The organism is Nocardiopsis listeri, from assembly GCF_020741345.1.
Classification (GTDB): domain Bacteria; phylum Actinomycetota; class Actinomycetes; order Streptosporangiales; family Streptosporangiaceae; genus Nocardiopsis; species Nocardiopsis listeri_A.
In genome coordinates, this window is sequence record NZ_DYZD01000269.1 from 1 (window position 1) to 14428 (window position 14428).

General features: G+C 71.2%; 12 protein-coding genes and 1 pseudogene. 7 read left to right on the forward strand and 6 right to left on the reverse strand.

What is annotated here, in order from left to right; all coding sequences use genetic code 11:
• Positions 1 to 356 (forward strand): annotated as a pseudogene (locus K8V84_RS14305) (PLP-dependent aminotransferase family protein); the annotation flags it as partial.
• Between the two features lie 28 nt (positions 357 to 384).
• On the opposite strand, the gene K8V84_RS14310 reads toward K8V84_RS14305, so the two are convergent.
• A complete protein-coding gene (locus K8V84_RS14310; RefSeq protein ID WP_304074930.1) occupies positions 385 to 1374 on the reverse strand; it encodes an aminoglycoside phosphotransferase family protein in 990 nt (329 codons plus the stop codon).
• Positions 1375 to 1398: 24 nt separating this feature from the next.
• On the reverse strand, positions 1399 to 2220 hold the full coding sequence (locus tag K8V84_RS14315; protein ID WP_304074933.1) for a lysophospholipase: 822 nt from the start codon (positions 2218 to 2220) through the stop codon (positions 1399 to 1401).
• A gap of 356 nt (positions 2221 to 2576) precedes the next feature.
• Here K8V84_RS14315 and moaA point away from each other — a divergent pair, with 356 nt between their 5' ends.
• The 4 genes from moaA (at position 2577) to K8V84_RS14335 (ending at position 9040) form a co-directional block, all read left to right on the forward strand.
• The gene (gene moaA, locus K8V84_RS14320) at positions 2577 to 3584 is read left to right on the forward strand and encodes a GTP 3',8-cyclase MoaA (RefSeq protein ID WP_304074937.1); all 1008 of its coding nucleotides are present in this window, start codon (positions 2577 to 2579) and stop codon (positions 3582 to 3584) included.
• Positions 3585 to 3709: 125 nt separating this feature from the next.
• The gene (locus tag K8V84_RS14325) at positions 3710 to 4897 is read left to right on the forward strand and encodes an RtcB family protein (RefSeq protein WP_304074940.1); all 1188 of its coding nucleotides are present in this window, start codon (positions 3710 to 3712) and stop codon (positions 4895 to 4897) included.
• 49 nt (positions 4898 to 4946) lie between these two features.
• Complete coding sequence (locus K8V84_RS14330; protein WP_304074943.1) at positions 4947 to 5528, forward strand: molybdenum cofactor guanylyltransferase; 582 nt, start codon at positions 4947 to 4949, stop codon at positions 5526 to 5528.
• Positions 5529 to 5596: 68 nt separating this feature from the next.
• The gene (locus tag K8V84_RS14335) at positions 5597 to 9040 is read left to right on the forward strand and encodes a HEAT repeat domain-containing protein (protein ID WP_304074956.1); all 3444 of its coding nucleotides are present in this window, start codon (positions 5597 to 5599) and stop codon (positions 9038 to 9040) included.
• A 372-nt stretch (positions 9041 to 9412) separates the two neighbouring features.
• Here the strand turns inward: K8V84_RS14335 and K8V84_RS14340 are convergent, their stop codons facing one another.
• Positions 9413 to 9625: a hypothetical protein gene (locus K8V84_RS14340; RefSeq protein WP_304074945.1), complete on the reverse strand. Its 213-nt coding sequence runs from the start codon at positions 9623 to 9625 to the stop codon at positions 9413 to 9415.
• A gap of 553 nt (positions 9626 to 10178) precedes the next feature.
• On the opposite strand from K8V84_RS14340, the gene K8V84_RS14345 reads away from it, so the two are divergent.
• Positions 10179 to 10388: a dodecin gene (locus tag K8V84_RS14345; protein WP_067606128.1), complete on the forward strand. Its 210-nt coding sequence runs from the start codon at positions 10179 to 10181 to the stop codon at positions 10386 to 10388.
• A gap of 86 nt (positions 10389 to 10474) precedes the next feature.
• On the opposite strand, the gene K8V84_RS14350 is transcribed toward K8V84_RS14345, so the two are convergent.
• The 3 genes from K8V84_RS14350 to K8V84_RS14360 form a co-directional block, all read right to left on the reverse strand.
• Positions 10475 to 11257 carry a hypothetical protein gene (locus K8V84_RS14350; RefSeq protein ID WP_304074949.1) on the reverse strand — a complete coding sequence of 261 codons (783 nt, stop codon included), beginning with the start codon at positions 11255 to 11257 and terminating at the stop codon, positions 10475 to 10477.
• 177 nt (positions 11258 to 11434) lie between these two features.
• The gene (locus K8V84_RS14355) at positions 11435 to 12181 is read right to left on the reverse strand and encodes a cell wall anchor protein (RefSeq protein ID WP_304074952.1); all 747 of its coding nucleotides are present in this window, start codon (positions 12179 to 12181) and stop codon (positions 11435 to 11437) included.
• Between the two features lie 95 nt (positions 12182 to 12276).
• A complete protein-coding gene (locus K8V84_RS14360) occupies positions 12277 to 13803 on the reverse strand; it encodes an LCP family protein (protein ID WP_304074954.1) in 1527 nt (508 codons plus the stop codon).
• Between the two features lie 468 nt (positions 13804 to 14271).
• Here K8V84_RS14360 and K8V84_RS14365 point away from each other — a divergent pair.
• On the forward strand, positions 14272 to 14428 hold a 157-nt coding region (locus tag K8V84_RS14365; RefSeq protein ID WP_304074958.1), incomplete at its 3' end, for an Lrp/AsnC family transcriptional regulator.

The following is a 14428-nucleotide window of genomic DNA, read 5'->3' on the forward strand; positions in this document are numbered from 1 at the left end:
TACTGCGTATCCGCGCCGAGCGCAGCAGGGAGCTGCGCCGTAACAGGGACGCCCTCCTGCGCGCCCTGCGCGAGCGGCTGCCCGACTGGCGGCCCAGCGTGCCCGGGGGAGGACTCGTGCTGTGGGCGACGCTGCCGCAGCCGGTGGCGAGCGCCCTGTCCACCACCGCGATCCGGCACGGGGTCCACCCGGCGGCCGGGCCGGTCTTCGGTGTGGACGGGACCCTGGAGCGGTACCTGCGTCTGGCCTACACCCGCCCGCCGGAGGTCATGGTCGACGCGGTGGATCGCCTGGCCGCGGCCTACGCCGAGATCCTGGCCCACCCCGCCCAACCACGCGGACGCCTGTACGTGTGAGGACCGGCCCTTCAAAAGGTCGGATCGGTCAGGGACCGGCCCCTTCCCGGGCGCCGTGCCCATCGTGAACCGCCACCCCCAGTTCCGTCAGCGCCCGCCACCCGATCCGAGCGACCTCGGCCTTCGGTACCGCGGCGAGCGTGACCGCCTTCACCAATCCGATCCCTCTGGCCCGTGCCTCCGTGGCCTCGTCGAGGCCACCGTAGGCCCGGTAGGCCTCGCCCACGGCGTCGCGCCGCAGCAGCAACCACAGGAAACCCAGGTCCACCGCGGGATCCCCTCGCGCGATGTCGGACCAGTCGATGATGCCGCCGAACCGGCCCTCGTCGGAGATCACGTTGAACGGGTGCAGATCGCCGTGGATCCAGACCCGCGGGGCGTCGTCGGGCACCGCGAGCGCCCGCCCCCACAGTTCCTCCACGGCGCCCGGGGCCACCATCGGCCCCCGCCCGGCCCCCACCGCGGGCAGGGTCCGCAAGAACCTTCGGAGCACGGGATCCCGCTCGGCGAGCCGAATGCTCTGCTCGACGTCGAACGGGGCGTCGGCGGGCGCGGGCCGGTGGATCTCGACCAGAGCCCGGCCCAGGTCCGGTGCCGCCGACGCGTCCAGGGGGTGTCGTGCCGCGATCCGGCCGGGAAGCCAGGACGTGACGGCCCAATTCCAGGGGAACACCTCACTCGGGACACCCGTTCGCACGATCCGCTGCGTGGGGAAGGTCCACCCTTCGCTCAGTTCCCTCACCCACCGCACCTCCACCGCCAACGAGGCGACCGCCTCCCGGTGGCGCGGTAGTCGGACCGCGAGATCCTCACCGAGTCGGAACACGGCCATGTCGAAGCCCTCGACCGGGTCGGTGATCTCGCGATCGGCCAGGTCCGGGTGCTGCTCGCGCAGCAGGGCGCGCACGACCTCCCGCGAGGTCGCCACCTCCGAGAGCGGCGGTGTGGGTGAGGGCATCGAGCGGCCGGACGATTCGTCGTGTCGCCCGGACTCCGACGGCGACGGTGGGATGGTCATGCGCCTCGGCTCCTCGGTGCGGGGTCAGGTCGTGAAGCGGTGGGCGAAGCGGATCACCTCGGCCAGGACCTCGTCACGGTCGGTCTCGTTGAACACCTCGTGACGGGCACCGGGGAAGATCCGCGCGGTGAAGTCCTCACCGGCGATCTTCTCGATCCCCACCCGGCTGTCGGAGACGGGGACCAGCGCGTCCTCGCTGCCGTGCACCCACAGGGTGGGCAACGAACCCACGGTTCCGGCCGCGTTTCCGCGTTCCAGTTCGGTGAGCAGCGCCTCGACAGTGGTGCGTTTGAACGGACCGTGCCAGACCAGTTCGTCGGCCACGTAGGCCCGCCCCACCTCGGGGTCGCGGGACAGCGTGGAGGGGTCGATGGGGTCGTCGGGGATCTCGGCCGCGGCGGCGAGCCGTTCGGCCGCGGTCCAACGGCCCAGTACCGGCCCGGACAGCACCAGCGCCTGCAACGACTCCGGGTACACCTGGGCGTAGCGGGCGGCGATCATGCCGCCCATGGAGTGGCCGATCAGGACCAGGGGGATGGTGCGGTAGGCGGTGCGCGCCTGGGTGACGACGCGGTGGACGTCCTCCACCACCCCGGCGTAGTCGTCGATCAGGACGCGCTCGCCGGAGGACCGTCCGTGCCCTCTGTGGTCGGCCCCGTAGACCACCGCGCCGGCCGCGCACAGGTCCTCGGCGACCTGGTCGTAGCGGCCCAGGTGTTCGCCGTAGCCGTGCACCAGGACGGCCAACCAGGTGGGTTCGCCCTCCGTGGGCGCCCAGGCCCGTGCCGCCAGCTTCGCCGAACCGTCGGGCCCGCCCGCCAGGGCCCACTCGCGTGTGCTGATCACCGTGTCCTGCCTCCTCGTTGCCGTGCGGCTCTGCGACGATCGAATCGTCGTCTTCGGTAGAGCATGGGGCATCGGGCCCGGCGATGCCATCATCGGTGGTCTCCGCCCGGCCGCCGAGAGGGCCCGCGGGGTGGTTCGCGGGAAACGTTCGGACAACGATTCGCGTCGTTCCTTGGGGTGAAGGTCCACACGCGGGCGGAGATCCTGGTGGTCACCGACGAAATACGGCAAAAGGTGTGATCGAGGCTACTCACCGTGAAAGTGGATCTTCTACGCTGGCAAGTGGGTATCCCTCGGGTGGGTGCAAAACGGCGTACCGCCTACTCGGCAATTCAGACTGGAGAGGGTGACCGCCTGTGCTGTCCGACTCCTATGGGCGCGTGGCGACCGACCTGAGGGTCTCGCTCACCGACCGCTGCAACCTCAGATGCACCTACTGCATGCCTCCTGAGGGCCTGGAGTGGCTGCCCAAACCGGAATTGCTCACCGACGACGAGCTCCTGCGACTGATCCGTATCGGGACCACTCGCCTGGGCATCGACGAGGTCCGTTTCACCGGTGGCGAGCCCCTGCTGCGGCGCGGCCTGCCCGGCATCGTCGCCGGCGCCACCGAACTCGGCCCTCGCCCGCGCACCGCGTTGACCACCAACGGCATCGGGCTCGCCCGCATGGCCCCCGCACTCGCCGAGGCCGGGCTGGACCGGGTCAACGTCTCCCTCGACACGCTCGATCCCGTCGTGTTCGAAAAGCTCGCCCGGCGTCGTCGCCTGGACGACGTTCTGGAGGGGATGGCCGCCGCCGCGGAGGCCGGACTCACCCCCGTCAAGGTCAACACCGTGCTCATGCGCGACATCAACGACCACGAGGCGCCCGACCTGCTGCGTTTTTGCATCGAACGCGGCTACGAACTGCGCTTCATCGAGCAGATGCCGCTGGACGCCCAACACGGCTGGCGGCGCGACAACATGATCACCGCCGACGAGATCCTCGAGCGGCTGGAGGCCGAGTTCGACCTCGAAGCGGCCGACGCCGACACCCGAGGCAGTGCCCCGGCCGAGCTGTTCCACGTACGGGGTGTGGACTTCCCCGACGGCCGGACCGCCACCGTCGGCGTCATCGGATCGGTGACCCGGCCCTTCTGCGGGGCCTGTGACCGGGTGCGTCTGACCGCCGACGGTCAGATCCGCAACTGCCTGTTCGCCCGGGAGGAGTCGGACCTGCGCACACCCCTACGCGAAGGCGCCACCGACGACGAGATCGCCGAACGCTGGAAGGCGGCCGTGGCGAGCAAGCTGCCCGGCCACGGCATCAACGACCCCAGCTTCCTGCAGCCGGCCCGCCCCATGTCCGCGATCGGCGGCTGACCCGCCCGTCCCGGGCCCGGCCGGTGGCCGAGGATATTCGGTTGCCCACGGTCTCCCGTTCTGGCTTGATGTCCCGGGGGCGCTGACCTGCGCCCCCGGGGCCGACACGAAAGGGAGGTGGCCCCATGTCCTACACCGAAATTCCCGGCGACCGAGTGCCGATCCGTATGTGGGCCGACCCGGACGGGGTCGAGTCCGCCGCCATGGAGCAGCTGCGCAACGTCACCCGCATGCCCTGGACCCACGGCCTGGCCGTCATGCCCGACGTGCACTACGGCAAGGGCGCCACGGTGGGTTCGGTGATCGCGATGCGCGACGCCGTCAGCCCCGCCGCCGTCGGCGTCGACATCGGCTGCGGCATGACCGCGGTGCGCACCGGCCTGAACGCCGAACGCCTGCCCGACGACCTGCGTTCCCTGCGATCGGCGTTGGAGGCGACCATCCCGGTCGGATTCCACGCCCACGACGAACCCGTCGACCCCGCCGGTGTGCCCGGCCTGCGCAGCTCCGGCTGGGACACCTTCTGGGCCGGCTTCGACGACCTGGCCGAGGCCGTCCACCCCCGCAACGAGCGGGCCCGTCGCCAAATGGGCACCCTGGGCGGCGGCAACCACTTCCTCGAAGTGTGTCTGGACGACGACCAGACCGTGTGGCTGGTCCTGCACTCGGGGTCGCGCAACATCGGCAAGGAACTGGCCGACCACCACATCGGCCGGGCCCAGGCGCTGCCGCACAACCAGGACCTGCCCGACCGCGACCTGGCGGTGTTCCTGTCCGGCACCCCGGAGATGGACGCCTACCGGCGCGACCTGTTCTGGGCCCAGGACTACGCCCGCCGCAACCGCGACGTCATGATGGGCCTGGCCTGCCGGGTCCTGGCCGACCAGGTCCCCGGCACCACCTTCGAACAGTGGATCTCCTGCCACCACAACTACGTGGCGGAGGAGACCTACGACGGGGTGGACGTGCTCGTCACCCGCAAGGGCGCCATCCGCGCGGGTTCGGGCGAGTTCGGGATCATCCCCGGCAGCATGGCCACGGGCACCTACATCGTGAAGGGGCTGGGCAACCCGGCATCGTTCAACTCCGCCTCCCACGGGGCCGGTCGTCGGATGAGCCGCAACAAGGCACGCAAGACCTTCACCGAGGCCGACCTGGCCGAACAGACCAAGGGCGTGGAGTGCCGCAAGGACCGCGGCGTCGTGGACGAGATCCCCGCCGCCTACAAGGACCTCGAATCGGTGATCGAGGCCCAGACCGACCTCGTCCAGGTGGTCGCCCACCTGCGCCAGGTCGTCTGCGTCAAGGGCTGAACCACGCGGGCGCCGTCCTCACGGCGCCCGCGTACGGCATGCTGGGTGCGTGAGCGAACACCTGGACGCGGTGATCCTGGCAGGGGGAGCGGCGACCCGCATGGGCGGGCTCGACAAACCCGGCCTGACCGTCGCCGGACGCACCCTGTTGGAACACGTCGCCGTCACCGTGCGCGCGCACGACCCCGACGCCGGCGTCATCGTCGTCGGACCGGACCGGGACCGACCACGGGCCGTCTACGTCCGCGAGGACCCGCCGGGCGCGGGCCCGGTGCCCGCCCTGCGCGCCGGCCTGCCGAACGTGCGCGCACCCTGGTGCGCGCTGCTCGCCGCCGACCTGCCCTATCTGCGCCCCGACCACCTCGCCGCCCTGGCGCGTGCCGCGACCCCCACGAACGGTGCCGTGCTGGTGGACGTCTCGGGCCGCGAACAGTGGCTCACCGGACTGTGGCGCACCGAGGTGCTACGCGAGGCCCTGGCCGCCTACACGCGGCGGTCGCTCTACGGGCTGCTCGGCCCTTTGGACCCCGCGCACGTTCCGCTGCCCGGGGCCCCTGACACCTTCGACGTGGACACCCCCGAGGCCCTCACCCGAGCACGCGCGGACCTGGAGAAGCCCACCGACGCCTGAACCCGGCCCGGGTCGGCGGCCACGAAACCCCTTGCGGGCGGCGGTGCGACACTGCCAAGGTGAGCGCCATGCCCGAGGACACCCCCGACAACGGCCTCGCCCGGCGTCTCCTGGCCGACATCGCGCCGCTCACCGGACCCCGACGCATGCGCCACGCGGCCCTGTACGCCCGCGAGAACCGGTACGACCCGCGGTTGTCCGAGACGCTGGCGGACCTCGACGTCTTGGGCGAGGCCGAACTGGGCGCGCACATGGCCCTGGCCGCGCGCGACCCCGACCTCGTGGAGCGCTACCTGAACGGCCCCGACGAGGACCTGCGCCGCTTCGTTCTGGCCCGGACCCCGGGGTTGTCCCTACCGGACCGGATCTTCGAGGAGTTGCTCGACGACGCCTCCCACCGGTTGCGCCGCACCTTCTACTCCGTCCTGTACCGGGACCACCGGACCACCGTCGCCGACCGCGTCCTGCCGGTCGTCCGCGAACGCCACGGCGACCACGAGGCCGGCAGGTTGCTGGCCGCCTGCTCCACCTCGACGGTGGACGCCCACCTGGACGACCTCGCCCACCGGGTCGAGAGCTGGTCCGGGTTCGCCCGCCGCCACCCCGAGGCACTGCTGACCCGGTTGGAACGCGAGCGGGACACGGCCCGGAACCGGGAACGGATCTGGGACCGACCCTGGGCCCGGATGGCCGACGCACTGTCCGGTACCAACCCCGAACTCCTCGTTCCGTTCCTGCGCGGGCGCCCCGCCCCCGAAAGCTCCCCGCCGCCCTACGTCAAGGCCCACCGCCTCCTGCGAGCAGGAGGGGACCAGCAGCACTACCCGGCCCGCTACCCGGCCTACGCGCGTGGCCGGCGCGACGTGGGCGGCCTGGTCAAGGCCATGCACGACGCCGCCCCACGAACCCTGCCCGTCCTACGGGTGATGAGCTACGAGGACCGGACACCGATCATCGACCGGTTCGTCGCCGAGGGTGGCGGCGAGCGCGCCGCCCTGCTGCCCTACCTCTCGCTGCTGCCGAAGGAACGGGCGGTGGCCGAGGCCGGAAGGATCCTGGAGTACCTGGAACGCTCCCTGGCCGCGCACCCCGACCACACCCACCGGGACGTCGAGGCGCTGGCCCACCTGCCCTTCGAGGAGGCCGAACCCGCACTGTCCAAGGCCGCCGGAGACGCGGACCCGGTCCGCCGCGAACACGCCCTGTACTGGCTGGTCGTGGCCGCCGGGCGCGCGGGGGCCGACACCCTGGCCAGGGTGCTCACCGCCCGGACGGCGCGGTCCGCCGCCGACCGTGACCAGGTACGACGCTCCCTGCCTCTGGCCCTTGGGGTGCTGCCCCCGGACCTGCCGACCACCGACGCCCTGCCCGACCTGTACCGTCTGCTCGACGACGACCTCGCCGCGCCGGACACCACCCGCGACACTCGCTGGGCCCTGGGCCATCTGGGGATTCGTGTCCTGCGCCACCCCGGGGCCCGAGGTCGTACCGATCTGGTGGAGTGGGCGCTCACCGCCCTCGCGCGGCTGATCGAACAACACGGAGGGGACGGCGTCACCGGGTACGGGAGCGGCGCCTACGCGTCCTGGCACCGTCGGCCCACCCTGGGACGATGGTGGACCCTCGCTGAGGTCCTCACCCCCGTACGGGCACGCGAACTGTACGACCGCCTCGCCCCCGCGCTGTCCCGTGCCCGAGCCCGGGGCGACCACCACGGCACCGTGGTCCTGGCCCGTGCTCTTGGACCCCGCCTGTACGCGATCCCGCCCCTGCTCGACCACGACCTGCGCGAGGTCGTCCTCGCGGACCCGACCTCCCACACCGCCCACGAGGCGGCCGAGCTGCACCTGCGCGGTTCCGGTCCCGGCCGACGCGCAGAACGACTGTTCCGCGCGGCGCCGGCCACCATCCTGCTCCAACCGGTCTGGGAACGCCTGGCCCGCATGCGTCCCGCTCTGGTGCCCGAGGCCCTGGCCGAGGCCGACCGCCTGAGCACCGACGGCAAGGGCACGGCCCGCCGATCCGTGTGGATCCACCGTGGACTGACCAGGACCTGGTCGGTGTCCGAACACACGCACGCCGCCGAGTACCTGCGGGCCCTCGCCGCGGACACCGCCGACAAGCGCGCGGTCCGCGCCGAGGCGCTCGACGGCCTGAGCGTCCTGTCCGGTGCCCTGGACCACCTGTTGTCCCGGATCGACGACGACCCCTGGGCGAGGGAGACCGTTCTGGTCCGGTTGGCCCGCTGCGGAGAACCCGAACGCGCGCTCGGTGTGCTGCTGGACCACGTCGACGAGGGCACCTCTTCCCGAGCGGTCGTCGCGGTGCTCGACTCCTGCGCACGCCGCGTCCGCCCTTCCAACCTGACGGCCACCCTGGGCGGGGTCCTGGCCGCACCGGGCAGGGTCGGCGTGCGCAAGACCGCCGCCCGGGTCCTGGGGCGGGCGCGCCCACCCGGTGCGGTGGAACTCCTGGTGGACATACTCGACCAGGACGCCCTGCACCGCGACGTGCGCGCGGCGGTGCTGGGGGCGCTGATGGCCGCGAGCGACCACCCGGCGGTCCTGCCCGCGTTGGAGGCGCGCGTGGACACCTTCGGCGACTCCGCGGCCCGTTCCGCCTTGTCGGCCCACTCTCCCTGGGACCTGCGACCGAACCTGCGCGCCCGGGCGGCCCGCCTCATGGCGTCCCTGCCCGAGACGGGGGATCCCGCCATCGACGAACGCCTCGACGTGTGCCGATGGATCGCGGGTTGGGCCTTGTGGGACGCCGAACTCGCCGACGGGCTGGTCGCGGACCTGCACGACCTGTCCCGGTCCGACGAACGTGTGCTGCGCACCTTCGAGGGCCTGCTCCGGGAACCGCGTTACGAGGATCGGTTGCCCGCCCTGGTGGCCGAACTCGCGGACCTGTGCCCGACCACCGACCAGGAGGTCCCCCTACGGCCGCCCGAAGTGGACCGTGCACCCTCTCTGCCTCGAAGGACGGTCGGCCTCGTACGGATGCTCGCCGGCCGGGTCCGGTCGCGTCAGGACATGACGCGGCCCGTGCCCGACCTGGACACGGCCGTGGAACGCCTGGCGGCCCACACGGGACTGTCCGGTGAGGCGCTGATCCTACGCCTGGCCGACCTGCCCGCGCTCACCCGGAACCGGGTCGTTCCCGCGCGGGTGTTCGCCGCCCGCGTCCTGGCCTGGGCCGATCTCGCCGCCCACCACCCCGGCGACCCCTCGGCCGCACCGAAGGCCGCGCTCGCGGCCCTGGTCCCCGGCCGGATCGGTCATGGAGTGGGCTCCCTCGGCCTCGCCGCGCTGCTGCACCACCTGGCCGACCTGGCCCTGCGGGACACGACCGCGGCGGGTCGGCCGGTCGGTCTGCTGGCCGTCGCACTGGTCGAACAGGAGGGTCGCCGCCAGGGCTGGACCGGGCCTTGGGCGAGGATCATCGCCGATTTGGGTGGTTCACCCCACGAGGACGTTCGTGTGGCCGCTTGGCGGGCCGCGATCCTGTAGCAGACCGGACCTTCCCACCGGGGCGTGGGTCCCTTGCGCCATGACGATCAGGAAGGGCGGATGCCACCCGGGCCGTTGAGCCCACCACGCCGTCGTTCGGATCGGCCATCGCACTCGTTCAGCCCGTAGGCCCCTCCCGTCTCAGGGGGAGCGCACCCGAGGACACCGTGTTCGACGCGCGACGTGACCGGGTCCGTGAACTGTTCAGGGCGGCCGAGACCTGGTGCGATCCCTGGCCTCGGCGGTTGACGGAGGCCGGCCGGCTCGCTCACCCGGAGGTCCGTGCCGCCGCCCGGCGGGTCGCGATGTGCTGAATCGGGTGACGAACAGGGGTGATCGGCTCGTGGGGACACGGGTTCGGACACCCCGGCCTCAACCCTCGAACTCGTCCATGGGGACGGTCTCGCGCAGGAAACCGCGCATGCCCAGGAAGTTCGCCAGGTACTCTCGATGCTCGTCGCAGGCCACCCACACCTTGCGGCGGTCGGGGGTGTGCAGCTTGGGGTTGTTCCACACCAGGGCCCAGTCGGCGGGGGCGCGGCAGCCCCTTCGAGAGCAGTGCGCGTTCGTCGCGGTCTCACTCAATTCCGACCCCCAGGAGACGAAGTGGATCTGATGGTCAAACCATGGCCACGGGCGGGTATTCACCACCCACCCGGGTGTGGACAAAGGGCGACGCCGGGTGGTTACGGGGGCAAACCACCCGGCGTCGCATGCGATGTTCCAACGGGGGCTCGGAACATCGCTCCGCGCTCCGACGGGGGACCGAAGCGCTAGAACCCAATGTACACCGCCGCCCCCCGGGGTACGTCAAGAGTCAGTTACGACGTTGTCTCGGGAGAGTCCCGTCGACGTAGAGTCCTAAGTCCCAGGTCAGGACTAATCTGACACTTCGCCCCCACTTGTGTCCCCATGTCCCCCCGGGTCACCGTGGTCACCCGGGTCAATCCGGACCCATCTGGGACCAAGGTCCTCAGAAAGCGGTGGCAAAGGTCGAGGATTATCGGTTTCGGAAAGGGATTCGGGGCGAATCGGTCACCTCGCGCGGCCACGTGTGACCACGGGGGATCGGGGGGACGCAGGGGACGGGGGCCGCGTCCGCGCCGCCCCCGCAACCGACTACGCAGGGGGCCCACCGATGACCGACCACACCTATCGCGTCACCGAGATCGTCGGCACTTCGCCGGACGGGATCGACCAGGCCATTCGCAACGGTGTCCAACGGGCCTCGACCACGCTTCGCGGACTCGACTGGTTCGAGGTCACCCAGGTTCGCGGGCACATCGAGGACGGACAGGTCGCCCACTTCCAGGTGGGCCTCAAGCTCGGTTTCCGACTGGAGGACTGAAGGGTCCGACCCGAGCCGACGAGAAGGGCCCGAACCGATCGGTCCGGGCCCTTCCCCGTGTCCTCCTCGACTCCTCCCACCGAGGATCAGGCCTCGTCGGGATCCGGGCCGCGCAGCACGTCCACGTGCACGTGGTCCAGGTGGCGCAGGATCTCGTTGTCGGGGTCGGCCTCGTAGTGGCGCCACCCCAGCGACGGGTAGCGGGTGCTCCAGATCTTGTCGTCGAAGATGATCACGTCGATCTGGAAGTCGGGGGCGTGCGCGATGAGCCAGTGGGCCATCATCCACCCCTGGCGACGGTTGTCCTCGGTGACCGGCCGGTGGAAGATGTCGAGCGCGCGCCCCTCGTAGTGCGCCGACCCCTCGCCGTGTCCGCTGTCGTACCCGCCGGGCACGTATCCGCCGATGCTGGTGTCGGAGAAGTGTTCCTCCACGCCCGCCTTGAGGGTCTCGGTGCGCGGGGTCATACCGGAGGGCCTCTCCTCCTCGAACTCGACCTCCTCGCCACCGTAGCGGCAGGTCAGTGAGGGTCCGGCGTCACCTTCCGGCCCCTCGACGAGCGCACGCATCACCTCGTCCGGGATGTCCTCCACGTCGGGCCGTTCGAGGGGGGCGTCGTCGCCCTGGGCGATGACCGCCGCCGCAGTGGTGGCCCGCTTCGCCTGGTCGCGGTCGAGCCGGACCTGGTCGTCGCCGATCCAGACCGAACAGTCCGGCCCCCACGGAGTCGAGACGGGGAAGATCTCCTCCTGGTTGTTCACCACCCACCGGGCTCCCAGCACGGCGACCACGGCCAGCGCGGCCAGGATCGCCGTCGACAGGATCACCCCGTGCCAGCGGCGTCCGGGTGCGGCGGCTCTGTGCGTCATGGACTCTGCCCCTCCACGCCGAGGGCGGGCGACCGGGCGGTCGCCTTCTCGTCCCTGGCGCACATGTCTCATGGCCTCGAAGAGGAGGCACCTCGTCTATTGGACAAAGCGACCGTTACGGTCATTCCCGACTGTGGCCTGGATCAAAGTCCGCAACCGGCACGGGACCGCTCGCGGTCACAGCACCGACCACAGGACGAAGGCCCCGCCCAGGACCAGGGTGAGCGCCCAGATCCGGTCCATGGTCACGCCCTTCCACCGCAGGGCGTGCACCCCCAGGAAGTCGTAGGCGATGAGCGCCGCCACCCCCGCGGCCACGAACATCGCCAGGGTGTGCACTCCGGTCGCGGCCAAACCGAGCAGGGTGGCGTCCCACAGGCTCCAGGAGCCCTCGACCACCTCCGCCGCGCCGGCCGTCCCGGTCTCGGCCGCCCCCGGATCCACCGGCCCGGCCCCCTCGGACACCGACGTCGCACCGTGCCCGCCATGGTCGCCGTGGCCACCGCCGTCCACGTGGGCGTGGGAGAGCCCGCCCGCCAGCACCGGCATCAACATCAGACCCGCGCCGTGCGCCGAGGACATCAGGAACGACCAGGCTGTCAGCTGCCACAGCGGAAGCCGCACCTCGCGCCGGTGGAAGTGCCGCCTGGACAGCAACATCCCCAACCCCACGAGCACGATCACCGCGCCGCCCAACACCGGGAAGAGCACCGAGGCCGTCACCGAACCGGTCACCGTGATCGCCACCGCGGCCACCGCCACACTGCCGGCGTGGCCCACCGCGATCGCCGGCAACGCGCGCAACACCTGGGCGCGCCCACCCTCCTGCAGGCCACGACCGACCGCGAGCAACCAGCCCATGCCGGGGTGCAGTCCGTGGAAGGCGCCGAGGGCTACGAGGGTCCAAAGCTGCGCTGCGGTCACGGCGACAGCGTCACACGGGGTCGAGACCGTGGCAACGCTCGGTGCGGGACCGGCCGGGACCGGCCACCGCACCGAAGGGGGTTTGGAACCTCACATCAGGGGCAGAGCGCGTCGAGGTCGCTGGCCTCCGCGCCGACCTGGCGGCCCGGGTCGGCCGGGGACTCCTCGTCCAGCCCGGTGTACTCCTGCCACTCGGTCCGCTCGTCCTCGGACTCCTGCTCCGACTCCTCATCCTCGGCGGCCTCCTCCGAGGGCTCGTCCGGCAGGTCGTCGCCTTCGGAGCCGCCGACGATGGCCTCCTGGACCAGCTCCTGGACCTCCTCCCAGTCCGGGGCGGCCGTGTTGACCTGCGGCGGCGAGAGCTGGAAGGCGCTCATGGCACCCTCGTCGGTGACCAGGTCGGCCAGTTCGATGAAGGCGGGCACCTTGGACTGGGGGATGTCGGTGGTCAGGGTGCGCTTCGTCGCACCGGCCAGGCGACGGTAACTGGTGAGGACGGTGGAGGGCTCCACCTGCTCGGCGACGTACTTGATCAGGCAGCCCTGGCGGCCCATCCGCCCGTAGTCGTCGCTGTTGACCCGGGAACGGCCGTACCAGAGGGCGTCGTGACCGTCCAGCCGCCGCAGGCCCGGCTCCAGCACACCGCCGTGCACGCCGTAGGGGATGGGCTCGTCGATGCGCACCTGGATGCCGCCGACGGCGTCGATCAGGTCCCGAAAGCCCATCATGTCGACCATGGCGTAGTAGTCCACCTGCAGGTCCAGGTTGTAGGCGATCACCTTCTTGAGGGTGTCCGCGGCCGGGTCCGGGGCGATGGGGTTGAGCGCGAGCTCGTCGGGCTCCTCGGCGACCGTCTGGTAGACGTCGTTGAGCAGCAGGTCGAATCCGTAGGGTTCGGGGTAGCGCTCGGCCAGGGCGCTGTCCTCGGGGAAGTGGATGTCCTCCAGGTTGCGCGGCATGCCCACGAGCACCGTGTCACCGCTGTGGGTGTCCACGCTCGCCACCATCATCGTGTCGGTGCGCGTGCCGTAGCGGTTGTCGCCCGAGTCCGCGCCGATCAGCAGCACGTTGATCCGCTCGGCCCCGTACCAGGGATCGGCCGCGTCGTGCGGGGGCAGGTCCTCGCGTTCGGGCGAGCCGAACACCGACCCCAACGTCTCGTAGGCGGTGTACCCGGCGTGCAGCGCCCATGCGGAGGGCGCGGCCACGGTCAGGCACAGCAGCAGCACGGTCACGGCACCGATCAGCCGCCGGCCCCGGCCCCTGCCCTCGGGACGGGTGATCACCCAGGAATGGACGATCACGCTCATCCACAGGACCGCGACGGCGAACACCGCGCCCATCGCTCCCAGCAACCACACGTCCTGCACGGCCATCCCGGCCAGCACCGTCATGGCGCCCGACTCGTGCGCGCCCAGGAGGTAGGCCCCCAGCCCCAGGGCGACGATCCCCAGGAGGTAGAGGCCCAGGATCAAAACGCCCGCCTTACGTCGGCCCATACGCAGATGAGCCGCTCCGGGGAGGGGAACCGACGCGGCGGTCCACAGCAGCGCCCCACCCGTGCCCGGGCGCCCGCTCTGGCGCTCGGGCGCCTCATCCCGCCGCTCGTCCTCCGCTGCCACCGGCATTCCTCTCACACCAAGGGGCGGTCGGGTCCGCCCCGTACTGGTTCATGTGCCCACACCACGGTTCCGGGTGGCGGTCACCTTCGGTTGTGCCTCTTACGGGTCTTACGTTCGTGAACGTCCCCACGGTTCCGACCTCTCACGCCGAAGTCACCGTGCCGGAGTCCCATGGTCCCCGTGCGTCCTCGAGGGCCTCACCCGGGCCCGCAAGTTCAGTGTGGCGCTTTGCGGAGGTTGTATGCACTGCGTACCCGTCTCGAGGGATGTTCTATACAAGTCTGTTATGTGGTCGAGAGGTATCCGATGGGGTTTTGGCAGCCCGTGTCGGGCCGGTCAAAGGGGTGAATGAGCCGATTTCTTTGGCGATCTGTAGTACGAGAGGCTCCACAACTGCGATGATCTGGCCGGAGGAGGGGGCGTCGTTCGGGGGAATGGACGACGACATGGGAACGAAAGGCAGGCATCGTGCTCGATGCGGTTGACGCGGCGCTCATGCGCGCGTTGCAGGGGGACGGCAGAGCGACCTTCCAGGCACTGGCCGACGGCGTCGGTCTGTCACGGACCGCGGTGCGCGCCCGCGTGCGGCAACTCGTCCAGTCGGGGGCGATCCGGATCGTCGGCG